Source organism: Phenylobacterium sp., from assembly GCF_036264965.1.
Classification (GTDB): Bacteria; Pseudomonadota; Alphaproteobacteria; order Caulobacterales; family Caulobacteraceae; genus Phenylobacterium.
The window spans coordinates 1-16,639 of record NZ_DATAPY010000069.1; the positions used below are offsets into that span (position 1 = coordinate 1).

Consider the following 16,639-nt stretch of genomic DNA (forward strand, 5'->3'; position numbering starts at 1 on the left):
GATGCGGCGGCGGCCACGGCGGTAGACGCTGGCCCGGTCCACATCGATCCGGAAACTCCGGACTTCGGCCACAAGGTCGAGGAGCTGGTGGTCACCGGCGTCAGCGCCAACAGCCCGCAGGCCACCGCGCCGTCGAAGTCCTCGCTGAAGGCCACCGAGCCGCAGTCGATCGTCGACCGCAAGGCGATCGACCAGTTCATCCCGGCGACCGCCGACTACACCCAGATCGTCAACCTGACGCCGAGCGCGTCTGGCACCTCGACCAACGGCCCGGGCCTGGGCGAGTCCAAGACCACGCTACGCGGCTTCCAGGACGGTCAGTACAACATCACCTACGACGGCATTCCGTGGGGCGACGCCAACGGCCCGACGCACCACTCCACCTCATTCTTCCCGTCCTCGACGATCGGCGCCGTGGTGGTGGACCGCGGTCCCGGCGAAGCCAGTCAGATGGGCGTCGCCAATTTCGGCGGCTCGGTGAACATCTTCTCGCCGGAAGTGAGCGACGAGAGGGGCGGCTCACAATCGCTGACCACCGGCTCGTGGAGCACTTTCGAGTCGGTGACCAAGCTCTCGACGGGCGATATCGATCAGCTGAACGGCGCCCACTTCCTGTTCAACTTCCAGGAGCTGCAGACGGCCGGCGCGCAGTCGCTCAGCAAGGCCGTGGCCTCCAACCAGTTCGTCCGTGGCGTCATCCCGATCATGGACAGCTGGAAGCTGACGGTGCTGGGGACCTGGAACTACACACGCGTCCACGTCAACGACAACGCGGGCGCGACCCTGACCCAGGTGGCGCTGTACGGAAAGAATTTCGCGCTCGACAACAACAAGGCGGACCCGACCTACTATGGGTACAACCTGGTCGATAAGCACACCTACTTCAATTACGCCAAGCTCAACGGCGACGTCACGTCGACGACGCACCTCGAAGACACGGTCTATTCCTACTACTATAAGAACGACACGGAATCTGCACTCGACCCGACCCTATCGCCGACCGACATCATCAACAAAAAGGGCCTGCAGATCACCCAGGTCCCGGGCGGTAAGCCCGTCGTCAACGGGGACGTCCCCGGCTACACCAAGCTCAACGTCTACAAGATCTACGGCGACATCCTGCACGTCGACCAGGACCTGCCGTTCGGGACGATCAAGGCGGGCGTCTGGCTGGAGACGGCGCAAACGGGACCTCGGGCCCGCTACGACTACGACGCGACGCTCAGCCTGAACAACTGGACCAACAAGGTCGTCGACTACCGCCAGCCGGTGCTCGCCGGCGTCCCGCAGTACGAAGAGTATCTGCAGAACTCAGGCTGGCACCAGTACGAGCCCTTCATCGACTTCGAGTGGAAGGTCACGCCGGACCTGACGCTGACGCCCGGCATCAAGTACGTGCACGAAAACCTTTTCGTGGAATCCCAGGTCAACCAGAAGTCGCGCCAGCCGTTCAACGACTCGCACCTCTTCACCCAGACGCTCTATTTCTTCACGGCGAACTATAGGATCCGCGACAACCTGTCGGCCTATGCTCAGTACGCCACCGGCTTCCTGATCCCCGACGTGAGCGTGACCCAGGTGGTCAATCCATCGCTTAGCCAGCTTCAGCCGCAGAAGTCGACGAACTACCAGACCGGTGTGGTCTACCACGGCTCGCGCCTGACGCTCGACGCGGACCTCTACTACATCGACTTCAAGAACAAGCTGCAGACGGTGTCGGTGACCGACCCGCTCGCCGGCCTCGAGACGGTCAACTTCAACCTCGGCGGCGCCATCTACAAGGGCGTCGAAGGTTCTGCGACCTTCCAGGCCACCGATCGGATCTTCGTCTTCGCCAACGGCTCGCTCAACTCGGCCAAGGCCCAGGGCGCCAACACCACGATCAATGGAACGCCGGTGACCATCGTCGGCGGCAAGCAGATCGCCAGCGCGCCGGAATCCACCGCCGCGGTCGGCGTCTACTATCAGGACGAGCACTGGACCGCCTCGCTGATCGACAAATACACGGGCACTCAGTGGGGCGCAGAGGGCGAGCCGGCCGCCTACAAGATCAACGGCTACCACTCCGCCGATCTCACCTTGGTCTACCGCTTCGGCCGCTACCGGCTGGAGGGCGCGGTCTACAACCTGACCGACAGCCAACAGGTGACCTCGATCAAGCCCGGCAAGACGGTCCCCTACGACCAGTATTACTTCCAGCCGGAACGGAACTATCAGTTGTCGCTGAAGGTGAACTTCTAGGGCCGAGGCCGGACGGGACGGCGTCAACCTGGCCGTCGGCAGGAAAGGCCCAGGGCGCTATGGCATCGGGACGCAGGCGAGGCGGTTGGCGGGCGGCAATGGCCGTCGGCCTGGCGGTGGCTTTCGGCTGGGCGGTCCCGGCCTGGGCCACCGAAGCGCCGCTTGCGGCCTATGTGATCCTGGGCGACGGCGGACGGGCCGTCGCCCGGGTGATCACCGCCGCGCCGTCCTGCCCACGGATCAGCGTCGACAACCACGCCCGGCCGATGAGCCTGCGGGCGCCGGCAGAGACCGAGCCTCAGCGGCCGACCGCATCGACGCCGGATAACTCCAAGCCCTCGGCGTTTCCGGCCCTGACCTGCGAGGCGCAGCTGCCCGCAGGCGCCCGCGCAGTCAGCGTCCAGGGCGTGCGCCTGCCGATGCCGGCCGCAGCCGCCCGCCGGATCGTGGTGATCGGCGACACCGGCTGCCGGGTGAAGCAAAGCGATCACGCCTGGCAGGCCTGCAACGACCCGGTGAAGTATCCGTTCGCCACCGTGGCGGCGAAAGCCGCGGCCTGGAAGCCCGACCTGGTGGTGCACGTCGGCGACCTGCTCTACCGGGAAAATCCGTGCCCGGAGGGGAACGCCGGCTGCGCCGGCTCGCCCTGGGGCTACGGTCTGGACGCCTGGCGCGCCGACTTTTTCGAGCCCGCCGCGCCTTTGCTGCGGGCCGCGCCCTGGGTCATGACCCGCGGCAATCACGAGACCTGCAACCGGGCGGGCCAAGGGTGGTGGCGGTTCATCGAGCCTCGTCCGCTGACCGCTGGACACAGCTGCAACGATCCTGCGCAGGATGTGACCGGCGACTATGCGCCGCCCTACGCCGTCCCGCTCGGCGCCGGCGCCCAGATCGTCGTCCTGGACCTGTCGGCCCTGGGGACAAAGGCGATGGCCGATACCGATCCCAGGGCGGCGCAATATCGCGAGACCTACGCCAAGCTCGACGCCTTCGCGCGCCGCGCCGCCTACACCTTCGCCCTGGACCACTATCCGATGCTGGGCGTCGCCGCCGAGGACAAGAAGGGCCCCGTGACCCTGAAGCCGGGCAACGCAGCCATCCAGTCGGTGTTCGGACCGCTCAATCCGGGACTGCTGCCGGCCAAGGTCGATGTGCTGCTGGCCGGGCACGTGCACCTGTGGGAGCAGGTCGGCTTCTCCACCGACCATCCTTCTCAGTTCATCGCCGGGTTCTCGGGCACCGAGGAGGATGTGGTGCCGATCCCCGCCGAGCTGCCGCCTGACGTGGCGCCGGCGCCCGGCGCGCGCATCGCCCACTTCAGCTCATGGGTCGACGGGTTCGGCTACATGACCCTGGAACGTCGCGGGACCAGGTCCTGGAAGGTCACCGTCTGGAACACCCGCGGTGAGGCGGTGAACCGCTGCACGATCGTGGGGCGCCGCTCGCAATGCGAAATCCCCCAGGTCGTCGTCCGATGACCGGCATCGCCCTCGCGTCGCCCAGTTGACGGCGACGCGGCTGGCGACCCTGGAGCGCCGGCCACGAGCACGCGACATTGGTAAATCGTATGGGTCGGGTCATGACGGCGGAAGGCGGCGGGCAGGCACTGTGTGATCTGCTGGGCGGCTTTCCCCGGAGGTCCCATGAAGACGATCATCATCCTATCGGCCGCCGCGCTGGCGATCGTTGCGCCGGCGGCCCAGGCGCTCGCGGCCGCCGCGCCCTATCTAGGCTACGAGCTTGCTTCGAGGGCCAAGGTCCAATTGGCGCAGGCCGAAGCCATCGCGGCCAAGGCGCGGCCCGGGCGGATCATCGACCGCGAACTGGAGAAGGAGGCCGGGGGCAGCGGTCTGCGGTGGTCCTTCAACGTCAGTTCCCGTGGCAAGGCGTTCGAGGTCGGAGTGGACGCCCAGACCGGCAAGGTGCTTGAGAACAGGGTCGAGGGCGCCCACCCCGACTAAGGCATGACACTGCGCCACCCTTTCCGCCGACCGCGGTTCAAGGCAGGTTCGCCGCCATGAAGTTGCTGATCGTTGAGGACGATAGGGAAGCCGCCGGCTATTTGAAGCGGGCGCTGAATGAGGCCGGCCATGCCGTCGACTGGGCGGCCGCCGGACGCGACGGCCTGCTGCTGGCGGCCGGCGAGACCTATGACGTGATCATCCTCGACCGGATGCTGCCGGAAGTCGACGGCCTGGCGATCTTGCGCACCATCCGCACCTCCGGCGTGAAGACCCCGGTGCTGCTCCTGACCGCGCTGGGCGGCATCGACGACCGGGTCGAGGGCCTGGAGGCCGGCGCCGACGACTATCTGGTCAAGCCCTTCGCCTTCGCGGAGCTGCAGGCGCGGGTGAACGCCCTGGCGCGGCGCCCGCCAACCCAGGACCTGCGCGTCGAGCTGGTGGTGGCCGACCTGAAGCTCGACCTCCTGAAACGCACGGTGAGCCGGGCCGGCCGCCGCATCGAACTGCAGCCGCGTGAGTTCCAGCTGCTCGAATATCTGTTGCGCCACGCCGGGCGTGTGGTGACGCGCACCATGTTGCTGGAGAGCGTCTGGGATTTCCACTTCGATCCCAAGACCAACATCGTTGAGACCCATATGAGCCGGCTGCGCGGCAAGGTGGACCGCGGCCACGGCTGCGAGCTGATCCACACGGTGCGCGGCGCCGGCTACGTCCTGCGCGAGCCGGATTAGATGTTCCGCTCCACCAGCCTGCGGCTGGCGACGCTCTACACGGCGGTCTTCGCCCTGTCGGTGGTCGTGCTCGGGATCATCACCTTGTTCACCACGCGCCAAGCCCTGTCGCGGCAGGTGGAGGCGCGGATCGGCGCGGAATCGGCAGCCCTCGTCCAAGAGTACCGCTCCGAGGGGCTGCAGGGCGTCATCGATGCCGTGCACGAGCGCGACGGCGCCGTAGGTTCGCTGGATTTCGGCCTGCAGGGGCCGCAGGGCGAGCCGCTGGCCGGACGGCTCGGGGCGACGCGGGCCCCCATCGGCTGGTCGATGGAAAGCCACCGTGACCGGCGCGGCGACGACGAGGCGATCCGGATCCTCACCGTCGGCCTGCCGGACGGTCACAAGCTGCTGGTCGGCGACGACGAGGAGCGGATCGAGGCCCTTGATGGCGTCGTGATGCGCGGCTTCGGCCTGGCGTTCGTCGGCGTCGTGGTGCTGGGCGTACTGGGCGGATATGCGCTGAGCGGCGACGTCCACCGAAGGCTGGCCGCGATCTCCGGCACTGCCGAGGCGATCATTGACGGCGATCTGGCGCGACGCGTGCCGGTGCGCGGGTCGGACGACGACCTCGACCGCCTGGCGCTGACCTTCAACCGGATGCTCGACCGGATCGCGGCCCTGATGGAGAGCCTGAAGCAGGTGTCGAACGACATCGCCCACGACATGCGCACGCCGCTGACCCGCCTGCGTCAGCGGCTGGAGGCGGGCCTGGCCGCGCCGACGGAACAGGGGTTGGCGCTGGAGGGCGCGCTGGGCGACCTGGACTCCATCCTCGACACCTTCGCCGCCCTGTTGCGGATCGCGCAGATCGAGGGCGGCGCCCGGCGGGCCGCCTTCCAGCCCTGCGATCTGGCCGCCCTGGCCCAGACCGTCGCCGAGGCCTTCTCGCCGTCGGCGGAGGACAATCACCAGTCGCTCAGCCTGGTGGTCGAGCGGCCGGCCTCGGTGGACGGCGACGCGGAGCTGCTGACCCAGATGCTGGTCAATCTGGTGGAGAACGCCCTGCGCCACGCCGGGCCGCAGGCGCGGATTGTCGTGACGGCGGGTCGGGTGGGCCGTTCGCCCATGCTTTCGGTGACGGACAACGGGCCCGGCGTGCCGGAGGCCGAGCGCGAGAGGCTGTTCGATCGCTTCTATCGCCTTGAGCGCAGCCGCTCGACGCCGGGCAGCGGTTTGGGCCTTGCCCTGGTGGCGGCCGTGGCGAAACTTCACGGAGCGGACGTAAGTCTGATACCCGCCGGACCCGGGTTGGAGGCGCGTGTCACCTTCCCCGAACCGGCGTAGGATTCGAATTATTGGGGTTCGGCAATCTGGCCGTCATCAACCGGTCAGCCGACAGGGTTTAGCGAGGGGCAAAGGGAGGACATCTCATGACCGTTTCTCGCATCGCCGCGCTTTGCCTTGGCCTTTGCGCCGCCGTTCCGATCACCGCCCAGGCGGCGGGTTCGGGCTATCACGTCATCGATCACATCTCCGGCCCCGACGGCGGCTGGGACTATGTGCGGGTCGACCCGGCCAACAATCGGGTGCTCGTCGCGCACGGCGGCTCGGTGGTGGCGCTCGACATCGCCACCAAGGCGGTGACGGCGGATCTGGCCCGAGGCGCGATCCTGCACGATCCGCTGCCAGTCAACGGCGGGACGGAGGTGATGGTCACCAACGGCGGGACCGCCGAGGCGGTGTTCTACAACGCCAAGACCTGGGCCGAGGTCGCCCGGGTCAAGACCGGCGCCGGGCCTGACGCAGCGGCCTTCGACGCCCATTCCGGCCTGGTGCTGGTGATGGATCACCGGGGCGGCGACATCACCCTGATCGACCCCAAGGCGCACAAGGCGGTCGGCGCGATCCCGGTCGGCGGCGACCTGGAGGCCGCGGCGGTCGACGGCGCCGGCAAGGCGTGGGTGAATGTTGAGAACAAGAACGAGGTCGTCGCCATCGACATCGCCGGCAGGAAGGCGCTCGCGCACTATCCGTTGGCCGGCTGCGACGGCCCGACGGGCCTGGCCTACGACGCCGCCGACAAGCAGTTGATCGCCGCCTGCGACGGGGCGACCGTCGTCGTCGACGCGACCAGCGGCAAGGTCGTCGCCACCCTGGCGACCGGCAAGGGCGCCGACGGCATCGCCTACGACCCGGGCCAAAAGCTGGCCTTTGTGTCGGCCGGCCAGGACGGAACCCTGGCCATCGTCTCGGTGGGCAAGGGCAAGGCCAGCATCGTGGACACCGTCAAGACCCAGGTCAGCGCCCGGACCGTTGCGATCGACCTGCGCAGCGGCCGGGTCTACCTGCCGGCCGCCGAATTCGGCCCGCGTCCGGCCGGCGGCGGTCGTCCGCCCCTGGTCCCCGGCAGCTTCAAGATCCTCGTCGTCGGCAAGTGAGGCGAGGGGCTCTCAGCGCAGCGGTCCTGGCTCTGGGCTTGAGCGGGTGCATAGCTTATGCACCCGCGCCGCCGCACCCTGAGGCCTTTCCCGCCGCGGTGGCGGCGCGAACCCTGACACAGAAGCCGCCGGGCCAGGTCTGGAGCGGCGCGGACCTGTTGACAGCGGCCCTGACCAACAATCCCCAGATCGCTGAGGCGCGGGCCAAGTATCTGACCGCGCTGGCCGGGGTGCGCGCGGCCAAGGCGCCGCCGGGGCCCAGCCTGACGCTCACCGCCGAATACGCCACCGAGCAGCCGCGCTGGGGCTACACTGCCGCCAGCAACATCCCGCTCGACTACGGCGCGCGGCGCAGCACGCGGATCGACACCGCTGAACTGCAGGCGCTGCAGGCCTACTATGACCTGGGCGAGACGATCTGGAGCGTGCGCACCGACCTGGAGAAGGCCCGGATCGACGCTGACGCGGCTCGGGCCGAGATCATCCTGGCGACGGTTTCCGTGGGCATGCGCGCCGACCGGGCCCAGCGCCTGGAGCGTCGTGTTGAGGCGGGGCAGGACGCGCGCACCCTCGCCATCACCGCCAACGCCGACCTGACCGCCGCCAGGCGTCGGCTGGCTGCCGCCTCCGGTCGCCGGGACGCTGCGGTCGCTGCGCTGGCCAAGGCGTTGGGGGTCAGCGTGGCGGCGGCCAGGGACCTGCCGTTGGCGCCGATGGAGGAGGCCGCGCCGTCGCTGGCCGACCTGCCAAGCTGGCGGCGCGATGCGGCGGTCTCGCGCCGCGATGTGCTGCGCGCGGTGGCCGACTACGACATCGCCGAGCAGGCCCTGCGCCTGCAGGTGGCGATCCAGTATCCGGCGATCAGCATCAGCCCGACCTATTTCTACGACCACGGGGTCCAGAAGTACCCCTTCGACGTGGGGCTGGCCCTGCCGCCCTGGGACCTGAACCGCAACGCCATCCGCCAGGCGGAGGCCACGCGCGCCGCCGCGGGCCGCTCGCTGGAGCTGGCGCAGGCCAATGTGCTGGCCGCGGTCGACATTGCCGGCGCCGCCTTCGCCACCGCCTGGGACGACCTGAAGCGCAACCGCGAGCAGGACGTGCCCCTGGCCGGCGCGGCGGCGGCGGCGGCGCTGCGGTCGCAGCAGGCGGGCGCGACCGACAAGGTCGACACCCTGGCGGCCCAGGCCGCCGCGGTCGACGCCGGCCTGGCGGTGAACGACGCCCAGCACGCCGCGGCCTCGGCCTCGGCGGACCTGGAAGACGCGCTGCGGCGGTCCTTCGATCCGGCGGAGACGGCGGTGATCGGCAAGGCGATGACGGAACAGCCCGCGCCGCGGGCGGGAGGGGCGCGATGAAGTCTTCTGTGGGGGCCTGGGCGATGGGCCTGGCCCTGCTGGCCGCGCCGGCTGTGGCCGCGCCTGAGGCCGCCCTGCTCAAGATGGACGCCGCCACCCAGGCGCGGCTCGGGGTGATGACTGTCCCCCTGCCGGCGGGCCGGCGACGCGTGACGCTGAGCGGCTTCGCCCGCGCCATGGATTCCGGGCCGCTGGCCCAGCTCGACTCTGACATCTCCACGGCGATCGCCGCCTATGAGGCCTCGCGCGCCGAGGCGCTGCGCACGCGGCATCTGAGCGACGCGGACCACACCGTCTCCGATCAGGCGGCCGAGGCCGCGGAATCCCAATCGCGGCAGGACGCGGCCAAGCTGTCGCTGCTGCGCCGCCGGGTCGGGCTGGAATGGAGCCCCGCGCTGGCCAGGCTGTCCGACGGCAAGCGCGGCAAGCTGGTCGCCGACATCGCCGCCGGTCGCGCCGCCCTGGTGCGGATCGACTCCGCCCAGGGCCTGGCCACGGCCCACGGCGTGGCGGACATCGACCTGGCCAGCGGCCACGTGCGCGCCGCGATCCTCGGCCCGACCCGGGTTGGCGATCCGCGCCTGCAGTCGACTGGTGTCCTGGCCCTGGTGAGCGGGCCGCAAGCCGTCCAGTTCGGGACCGGCACGGTCGCCCCCGCCGTCATCGACGAGGGCCCTGGCGGCGACGGCGTGGTGATCCCGCAGGCGGCGCTGATGCGCAACGCCGGCCAGATCTTCGTCTATGTCCGGCGAGACGCCACCGACTTCGAACGGCGCGCCGTGACCGGCGCGCTGACCGATCCTGCGGGCCTGTTCGTGGCCTCCGGCTTCCGCCCCGGCGAGCCGGTGGTCACCGCCGGGGCCGCGCAGCTCTTTGCCGCCCAATCGAAGCCGGCCGGCAAGGACGCCGACTAGATGCTCTCGAGGATCGTCGCCTGGACGCTCGACCGGCCGCGTCTGATGGTGGCCGCCGCGGTGCTGCTGCTGATCTATGGCGGCATCGTGCTGGGCCGAGCCAAGCTCGACGTCTTCCCCGACTTCGTGCCGGCCCAGGTGGAGGTGCAAACCAACGCGCCGGGCCTGACCGCCGAACAGGTGGAGAAACTGGTCACCAGGCCGGTGGAACAGGCGATCAGCGGCTCGGCCGGCGTGGCCTCGATCCGCTCTGAATCGACGGCGGCGCTCTCCACCATCACGGTCAACTTCGCCGAGGGCTCCCAGCCGTTCCGCGACCGTCAGATCGTCTCCGAGGCGTTGAACGAACTGGATCCCCTGCCGCAGGGCGTGACGCCGCCACACGTCTCACCTTTGACTTCGTCGACCATGGACCTGCTGAAGCTGGGCTTCACGAGCGACAAGCTGACGCCGATGCAACTTCGCGATCTGGTGGACTGGACGGTACGGCCGCAGATCCTCGCCACGGACGGCGTGGCGCGCGCCACCGTATTCGGCGGCCAGGTGCGGCGCATCGAGGTGCGGGTTCGGCCCGGTGAACTGGCCGCGCGAGGGCTTGGGCTGTCCGACGTTCTGGCCGCGGTGACCGCCGCCACCGGCGTTTCCGGCGCGGGCTATATCGACACCCCGCAACAGCGCGTGTTGATCGAGTCCCACGGCCAGGTTCAGAGCGCCGCCGACGTCGCCGCCGCGCCCCTGCCGTCGGTGGACGGAGCCGCGCCGGCCCGCATCGGCGACATCGCCGACGTGGTGGACGGCGCCGGCCCGCTGGATGGGGACGCCCTGATCATGGGCAAGCCCGGCGTCATGATGGCGATCTCCAGCCAGTATGGGGCGAACACCCTGGAGGCGACCCATTCGGTGGAGAAGGCGCTGGCCGACATGGCGCCGGCGCTCAAAGCCCAGGGAGTCAGCGTCAACGCCGGCCTGCATCGCCCGGCGAACTTCATCGGCACGGCGCTGAAGGGCATCGGCGAGGACCTGGCCATCGGGGCGGTGCTGATTGCGCTCGTGTTGTTCGTGTTCATGCGGGACCTGCGCACCGTGATGATCGCCTTCGTGTCGATCCCGCTGGCCCTGCTGACCGCGGTGATTGTGCTCGACCGAATGGGCTCGACCCTGAACACCATGACGCTGGGCGGCCTGGCGGTGGCGCTGGGCGTGGTGGTCGACGACGCCGTCATCGGCACGGAGAATATCGTGCGGCGCATCCGCACGGCGACGCCGGGGGCCCGCGCCCGTGACGTGGTGCTGGCCGCCTCGGTGGAGGTGCGCGCACCGGTGGTCTACGCGACGCTGATGCTGATCATGGTGCTGCTGCCGGTGCTGCTGTTGCACGGCCTGCAGGGGGCCTTCTTCTCGCCCCTGGCGGCCTCGTTCATCATCGCCACTCTGGCGTCCTTGGCGGTGGCGGTGGTGCTGACGCCGCCGCTGGCCCTGCTGATGCTGCGCCGCGCCCACCTCAAGATCGAGCCGGGCTGGCTGCGGCACGCCAAGCACGGGCACGAGCGCATCCTCAAGCGGGCCATCGCCGCGCCGGGTTGGTCGCTGATCGCCGCGGCTGTGGCGCTGGCGATCACGGTGGGCGGCTTCATGCTCTTCGATTCCGAGCTGCTACCCAGCTTCCGCGAAGGCCATTTCGTGCTGGGCGTTTCTGGGCCGCCGGGGACCTCGCTCGCGGTGATGCGCGACTACGGGGCGAAGATCAGCCGCGACGTGCTGGCCATCAAAGGCGTCAGCTCCATCGAGCAGCAGATCGGCCGCGCCCAAGGCGGCGAGGACCCCTTCGGGACCGAACGCACCGAGTTCCATGTCGAGCTGAAGCCAGACCTCTCCGGCGGCGACCAGGACCGGATCGAGAAGTCCATCCATGGGGTCCTGGACAGCTACCCGGGCCTGAAGACCGAAGTTCTGACCTTCCTCGGCGACCGGATCGGCGAGTCGTTGTCGGGCGAGACGGCCGCCTTGGTGGTGGGCATCTACGGCGCCGATCTCGACACGCTGGACAAGGTGGCCGACCAGATCTCCGACGTCACGAAGACCGTGAAGGGCGCCGTCGACGTCCAGGTGCAGACACCGCCCAAGACGCCGGTGGTCCGCGTCGATCTCGACTTTCCCGCCATGGCGCGGTTCGGGGTGGCGCCCGCCGACGCGCTGGCGGCCATCGGTGCGGCCTATCAAGGATCGGCCGGCGCGAAGATCTTCCAAGAGACCCGCACCATTGATGTCGCCGTCACCACGCCGCCTGACATGAAGCGCAACCCGGAAGCGGTGGGCGAGTTGCTGGTCCGCTCGGCGACGGGAACGACCGTGCCGCTGAATTCGATCGCTAAGGTCTACCTGACCGACGGCCGTACCATGGTGGCCCACGACGGCGGGCGGCCGCGCCAGGCGGTGACCGCCAATCCCGCGCCGCGCGATGTGGCCCGGGTCTCCAAGGAGGTTCAGGCGGCTGTGGCGGCCAAGGTGAAGCTGCCGCCTGGCGTTTTCCTGGAATATAGCGGCGCCGCCCAGGGCGCGGCCGAGGCGCGCAAGGAGCTGCTCTTCAACACCGTGCTGGCCGTCGGCGGAGTGATCGCCCTGCTGCTGCTGGCGTTCCGCAGCGGCCGGGCGACCGTGCTGATCCTGGGGTCGACGCCCTTCGCCTTGGTCGGTGGCGTGATCGCTGTCGGGCTCACCGGCGGCAGCCTGTCGCTGGGCTCGCTGGTGGGCTTCGTGACCCTGTTCGGGGTCGCGGCGCGCAACGCCATCCTGCTCGTCGCGCGCCTGCAACAGCTCACTGAGGACGAGGGCCACGACTGGACCGTCGAGACGGTGCTGCTGGGCACGCGCGAGCGGCTGACGCCGATCCTGATGACCGCGCTGGTCACCGGGCTGGGCGTCCTGCCGCTGGCGCTGGCCACCGGTCAGGCGGGCCGGGAAATCCAGGGGCCGATGGCGATCGTCATCCTGGGCGGGCTGATCACCTCGACGGTGGCGAGCCTGGTCCTGCTCCCAGCGCTGGCATGGCGGTTCGGGCGCGGGGCCGTGACTGCGGCCTAAGCTCGCTTCTTCAACGCCTGGGCCACCACCGGCGCCAGCCTGCCAGCGATGATCTGCACGCCCTTGGCGTTGGGATGGATGGCGTCGCCCTGGTTCAGGGCCGGATTGCGGGCCACGCCGGCCAGCAGGTCGGGATAGAGGGTGACGCGCTCCGCCTTGGCCACGCCCGGAAACACCGCGTCGAAGTCGCGCGCGTAGCCGGCGCCCAGCTCCGGCGGCGCATGCAGGCCGCAGAGGATCACGGCCATGTGGCGCGCCTTCAGCCGCCGCACGATGTGCTCGAGGTTGGCGTGGGTGGTCTTGGGATCGACCCCTTGCAGCAGGTCGTTGCCGCCCAGGGCCACGACCACCACCTGGCTGTCGGGCCGGATGCTGAAGTCGACGCGCGCCGCGCCGTCCTGGGTGGTGTCGCCGGAAACCCCGGCGCCGCGCACCAGGTTGGCGACGCCCAGATTCTGCAGCGCCAGATGCAGCTGGATCGGCAGCGACGCGGCCTGCGGCAGGCCGTAGCCCGCGGTGATGGAATCCCCCAGCATGGTCACCACCTGCCCGTTCGCGGCCAGGGCCCAGGAGGGCAGGGCGCCGGGCACGGCGGCCAGCCCGGCGGCGACCAGGGTTCGGCGAGAAACAAAGTGGGGTCGTGTATCGGCCATACGCCTGTCCTATCTAGGGGATCGTGTACGCGACTTGAACGCTTGAAGGGTCCGCCTTGACCGATATTGACGCCGCCGATCCGCTGGTCCTCGACAACGTCTCCCTCACCCTTCCCTCGACAGCCGGGCCGGTGGAGATCCTGCGTGGGCTCGATGTCGCCGTGCGGCGTGGCGAGCGTGTGGCGCTGGTCGGGCCGTCGGGGTCGGGCAAGTCGTCGCTGATCGCGGTGGCGGCGGGTCTGGAGCGGCCCACGGGCGGCCGCGTGCTGCTGTTCGGCCAGGACGTGGCGAGCCTCGATGAGGACGGCCGCGCGCGGCTGCGCCGGGGCCGTGTCTCCCTGGTGTTCCAGAGCTTCCACCTGCTGCCGAACATGACCGCGGCGGAGAATGTCGCCGCGCCACTGGAGATCGCCCGGGTGCCCGGAGCGACGGAAACCGCGAAGGCCTGGCTTGACCGCGTGGGCCTGTCCGCGCGGGGCGGCCACTATCCGCACCAGCTCTCAGGCGGCGAGCAGCAGCGGGTGGCGCTGGCGCGCGCGCTGGCCTCGCGGCCGGCCCTGCTGTTCGCCGACGAGCCCACCGGCAACCTCGACGCCGTCAACGCCGCCCATGTGGCCGACCTGATGTTCGATCTGGTCGCCGAGACCGGCGCGGCCCTGGTGCTGGTCACCCACGACGAGGCCCTGGCCAGGCGAGCCGGGCGCACCGTTCGGCTGCGGGATGGACGCGTGGCTCAGGAAAGCGCCGCAAGCGCATGACGCCGCTCAGTTTCCGGTTCGCCGCGCGCGAGCTGCGCGGTGGCGTGCGCGGCTTCCGCATCTTCCTCGCCTGCCTGGCGCTGGGGGTGGCGGCCATCGCCGCGGCGGGCTCGACGGCGGAGGCCTTTCGCCGCGGCCTGGCCAGTCAGGCCAGCGAGATCCTCGGCGGCGACCTGGCGCTGACCGTCCGCCAGCGCGGCTTCAATCCGGCGGAGCAGGCGATCCTCAGCCGCGCGGGGCAGGTGTCCTATTCGGTGGCGTCCATGGCCATGGCGCAGTCGCCGGCCGGCGAGCGCCGCCTGATCGAGCTGCGCGGGGTCAATTCCAGTTATCCGCTCGCCGGCAAGGTGACGCTCAAGGGCGCGTCCTCGTTGCAGGCGGCCATCGCGCCGGTCGGCGGCGTCGCGGGCGCGGTCGTCGAGCAGCCCCTGCTCGACAGGCTGCACATGCAGGTCGGCGACACCTTCCTGGCGGGCAACCTGCCGCTGGTGGTCCGCGGCGTCCTGCTGGAGGAGCCCGACCGCCTGTCGCGCGGCTTTGCGCTGGGCCCGCGGGTGATCACCAATCTGGCGGCGGTACAGAAGGGCGGCTTCATGGCGGTCGGCCTGCCGTTCGGTGAGACAGCCCGGGTCGAGCTGCCGGCGGGAACGCCGCTGGCGGCGGCCAAGGCGGATCTGCATCGGCAGCTGGGCGGCCTGGTGCGCATCCGCGACCGCGAGGACGCCGCGCCCGGCATCCATCGGCTGATCGACCAGCTGGAGTACTTCCTGGGCTTCATCGGCCTGGCCTCGCTGGTAGCCGGCGGCCTGGGCGTGTTCGGAGCGGTCAGCGCCTATCTCGAGGCCCGCAAACCGGTGATTGCCACGCTCAAGGCGCTGGGCGCCGAGGGCCAGCTGGTCCGCGACGTCTATCTGATCCAGATCGGCTTCCTGGCCGCGCTCGGCGTCGCCATCGGCCTGACGATCGGGGCCGCAGCGCCGCTGGCGATGGGCGAGATCATCAAGAACAGCCTGCCGATCCCGGCGCTGTTCGCCGTCTATCCGGCGCCGCTCATCAAGGCCGCCGCCTTCGGCCTGCTGTCGGCGGCCGCCTTTTCCCTGGCGCCGCTGGGCCGGGCGCGGTCCACGCCGCCGGCCAGCCTGTTCCGCAGCGACCTCTCCGGGACGTTCAAGATCGGGCCGGAGATCGTGGGCGCCGTCCTGGCCGCAATCGGGTTGGCGGCCATGGCGGTGATCACCGCGCCGACGCCGCTGGCCGCGACGATCATGATCGCCGGCGTGGCGGTCTCCTTCGGCCTGCTGTGGGCCCTGGGTTGGGGCTCGGCGGTGCTGGCGGGCAGGGCGCGCGCCTGGGCGAGGGGGCCCTTGCGCATCGGCCTGGCCAACCTCTCCGGACCGCATTCGGCGGCACGCACCGCCTCGCCGGCGATCGGCCTGGGCGTCGCCTTGCTGGCGGCGGTGGTGCTGATCCAGTCTGCGCTCCTGAACCAGGTGGCGGAGGTGGCCCCGCGCACCGCGCCGGCCCTGGTCTTCACCGACATCCCCGGCGACCGGCCGGCCGAGTTCGACGCCGCGGTCCGGCGCGGCTTCGACGCGCCCCTGACCTCCAAGAACTATCTGCGCGAGCCCTTTGTGACGGGGCGGATCACCAAGGTGCGCGGGCAGCCAGTGGACGTGCAGAAGATCGCGAAATCCGACCGCTGGGCTTACGACAGCGACATCTCCATGTCGGCCATCGGCTCGGAGCCGGAAGGCGCGGGGATCGAGGAGGGCCGCTGGTGGTCCGCGAGCTATTCAGGGCCGGCGCAGGTGGCCATGGACGTCGACGTCGCGCGCGGCGAGCAGATCAAGGTGGGCGACGAGATCACGCTCTCCGTGCTCGGGAACGACATCGACGCGAGGGTGGCGGTGTTGCGCAAGGTCGACTTCGGCGGCTTCGGCGCGAGCTTTCCGCTGGTGATCACGCCCTCGGCCATGGAAGGCGCGAACCTGCGGCAGGTGGCCATCGCCAAGGCGTCGAAGGCGCAGGAGGCCGCGGTCATCCGCGAACTGGGCCACAGCTTCCCAACCGTGAACGTCATTTCCGTGCGCGAGCAGCTGGAGGCCGCCACTGACCTCTTCGACCGGCTTGCCCTGGCGGTGCGTGGGGCCGCCGCGGTTGCCGCGCTCGCCGGCCTGCTGGTGCTGACCGGCGCCATCGCCGCGCGCGCACGGGCCCGAACGCGGGAAGCCGCGATCCTCAAGGTGCTGGGCGCCTCGCGCCGGCAGATCCTCAGCGCCTATGTTCTGGAGTATGGCGCGGTGGGCGTCATCGCTGGCGCGGCCGGCGTGGCCCTGGGCTACGCCGCCGCCTGGCCGGTGGTGGTGAAGGTCTTCCACGCCAAGTGGAGCATGGACTGGGCAGGCGTCGCGGCCCTACTGGCGGCGGCCTCTGTGGTGGCCGGCGTTGGCGGTTTGCTCGCCGCCTTCCAGGCGCTATCCAAACGGCCGGCGCCAGCGTTGCGCGCCGAGTAGGCATCC

Annotated in this window: 12 protein-coding genes; 11 read left to right on the forward strand and 1 reads right to left on the reverse strand. The window is 70.1% G+C overall.

The annotated features are described in order from the left end of the window. The 9 genes from VHS75_RS09630 to VHS75_RS09670 form a co-directional block, all read left to right on the forward strand. The coding region (locus VHS75_RS09630; protein WP_329638396.1) for a TonB-dependent receptor at positions 1–2,241 on the forward strand (2,241 nt) is incomplete at its 5' end. A gap of 98 nt (positions 2,242–2,339) precedes the next feature. Further along, entirely contained in the window at positions 2,340–3,719 is a 1,380-nt protein-coding gene (locus tag VHS75_RS09635; RefSeq protein WP_329638397.1) for a metallophosphoesterase, read from the forward strand. A gap of 165 nt (positions 3,720–3,884) precedes the next feature. Beyond that, entirely contained in the window at positions 3,885–4,202 is a 318-nt protein-coding gene (locus tag VHS75_RS09640) for a PepSY domain-containing protein (RefSeq protein WP_329638398.1), read from the forward strand. Positions 4,203–4,258: 56 nt separating this feature from the next. After that, positions 4,259–4,936: a response regulator transcription factor gene (locus VHS75_RS09645; RefSeq protein ID WP_329638399.1), complete on the forward strand. Its 678-nt coding sequence runs from the start codon at positions 4,259–4,261 to the stop codon at positions 4,934–4,936. Further along, positions 4,937–6,262 carry a HAMP domain-containing sensor histidine kinase gene (locus VHS75_RS09650; RefSeq protein ID WP_329638400.1) on the forward strand — a complete coding sequence of 442 codons (1,326 nt, stop codon included), beginning with the start codon at positions 4,937–4,939 and terminating at the stop codon, positions 6,260–6,262. It begins immediately after the preceding gene. Between the two features lie 86 nt (positions 6,263–6,348). Next, complete coding sequence (locus VHS75_RS09655; protein WP_329638401.1) at positions 6,349–7,356, forward strand: YncE family protein; 1,008 nt, start codon at positions 6,349–6,351, stop codon at positions 7,354–7,356. A 98-nt stretch (positions 7,357–7,454) separates the two neighbouring features. After that, a complete protein-coding gene (locus tag VHS75_RS09660; protein ID WP_329638402.1) occupies positions 7,455–8,714 on the forward strand; it encodes a TolC family protein in 1,260 nt (419 codons plus the stop codon). Then, a complete protein-coding gene (locus VHS75_RS09665) occupies positions 8,711–9,628 on the forward strand; it encodes a hypothetical protein (RefSeq protein ID WP_329638403.1) in 918 nt (305 codons plus the stop codon). The genes VHS75_RS09660 and VHS75_RS09665 overlap by 4 nt, the downstream gene beginning before the upstream one ends. Next, positions 9,629–12,709: an efflux RND transporter permease subunit gene (locus VHS75_RS09670; RefSeq protein WP_329638404.1), complete on the forward strand. Its 3,081-nt coding sequence runs from the start codon at positions 9,629–9,631 to the stop codon at positions 12,707–12,709. Here VHS75_RS09670 and VHS75_RS09675 read toward each other — a convergent pair. Beyond that, the gene (locus tag VHS75_RS09675; protein WP_329638405.1) at positions 12,706–13,362 is read right to left on the reverse strand and encodes an arylesterase; all 657 of its coding nucleotides are present in this window, start codon (positions 13,360–13,362) and stop codon (positions 12,706–12,708) included. The two genes, VHS75_RS09670 and VHS75_RS09675, sit on opposite strands and share 4 nt — an antisense overlap. A 56-nt stretch (positions 13,363–13,418) precedes the next feature. On the opposite strand from VHS75_RS09675, the gene VHS75_RS09680 reads away from it, so the two are divergent. Together VHS75_RS09680 and VHS75_RS09685 are read left to right on the forward strand one after the other, a co-directional pair. Beyond that, positions 13,419–14,120, forward strand: coding sequence for an ABC transporter ATP-binding protein (locus VHS75_RS09680; protein ID WP_329638406.1), 702 nt, complete (start codon positions 13,419–13,421; stop codon positions 14,118–14,120). After that, complete coding sequence (locus VHS75_RS09685; RefSeq protein ID WP_329638407.1) at positions 14,117–16,633, forward strand: ABC transporter permease; 2,517 nt, start codon at positions 14,117–14,119, stop codon at positions 16,631–16,633. Before VHS75_RS09680 ends, VHS75_RS09685 begins: the two co-directional genes overlap by 4 nt. Positions 16,634–16,639: the final 6 nt, after the last annotated feature.

What these genes read in the sequence shown, in the direction of transcription:
- VHS75_RS09635 (WP_329638397.1), top strand. Translation starts at nt 2,340, where the DNA reads ATGGCCGTCGGCCTGGCGGTGGCTTTCGGCTGGGCGGTCCCGGCCTGG.
- VHS75_RS09640 (WP_329638398.1), top strand. Translation starts at nt 3,885, where the DNA reads ATGAAGACGATCATCATCCTATCGGCCGCCGCGCTGGCGATCGTTGCG.
- VHS75_RS09645 (WP_329638399.1), top strand. Translation starts at nt 4,259, where the DNA reads ATGAAGTTGCTGATCGTTGAGGACGATAGGGAAGCCGCCGGCTATTTG.
- VHS75_RS09650 (WP_329638400.1), top strand. Translation starts at nt 4,937, where the DNA reads ATGTTCCGCTCCACCAGCCTGCGGCTGGCGACGCTCTACACGGCGGTC.
- VHS75_RS09655 (WP_329638401.1), top strand. Translation starts at nt 6,349, where the DNA reads ATGACCGTTTCTCGCATCGCCGCGCTTTGCCTTGGCCTTTGCGCCGCC.
- VHS75_RS09665 (WP_329638403.1), top strand. Translation starts at nt 8,711, where the DNA reads ATGAAGTCTTCTGTGGGGGCCTGGGCGATGGGCCTGGCCCTGCTGGCC.
- VHS75_RS09670 (WP_329638404.1), top strand. Translation starts at nt 9,629, where the DNA reads ATGCTCTCGAGGATCGTCGCCTGGACGCTCGACCGGCCGCGTCTGATG.
- VHS75_RS09675 (WP_329638405.1), bottom strand. Translation starts at nt 13,362, where the DNA reads ATGGCCGATACACGACCCCACTTTGTTTCTCGCCGAACCCTGGTCGCC.
- VHS75_RS09685 (WP_329638407.1), top strand. Translation starts at nt 14,117, where the DNA reads ATGACGCCGCTCAGTTTCCGGTTCGCCGCGCGCGAGCTGCGCGGTGGC.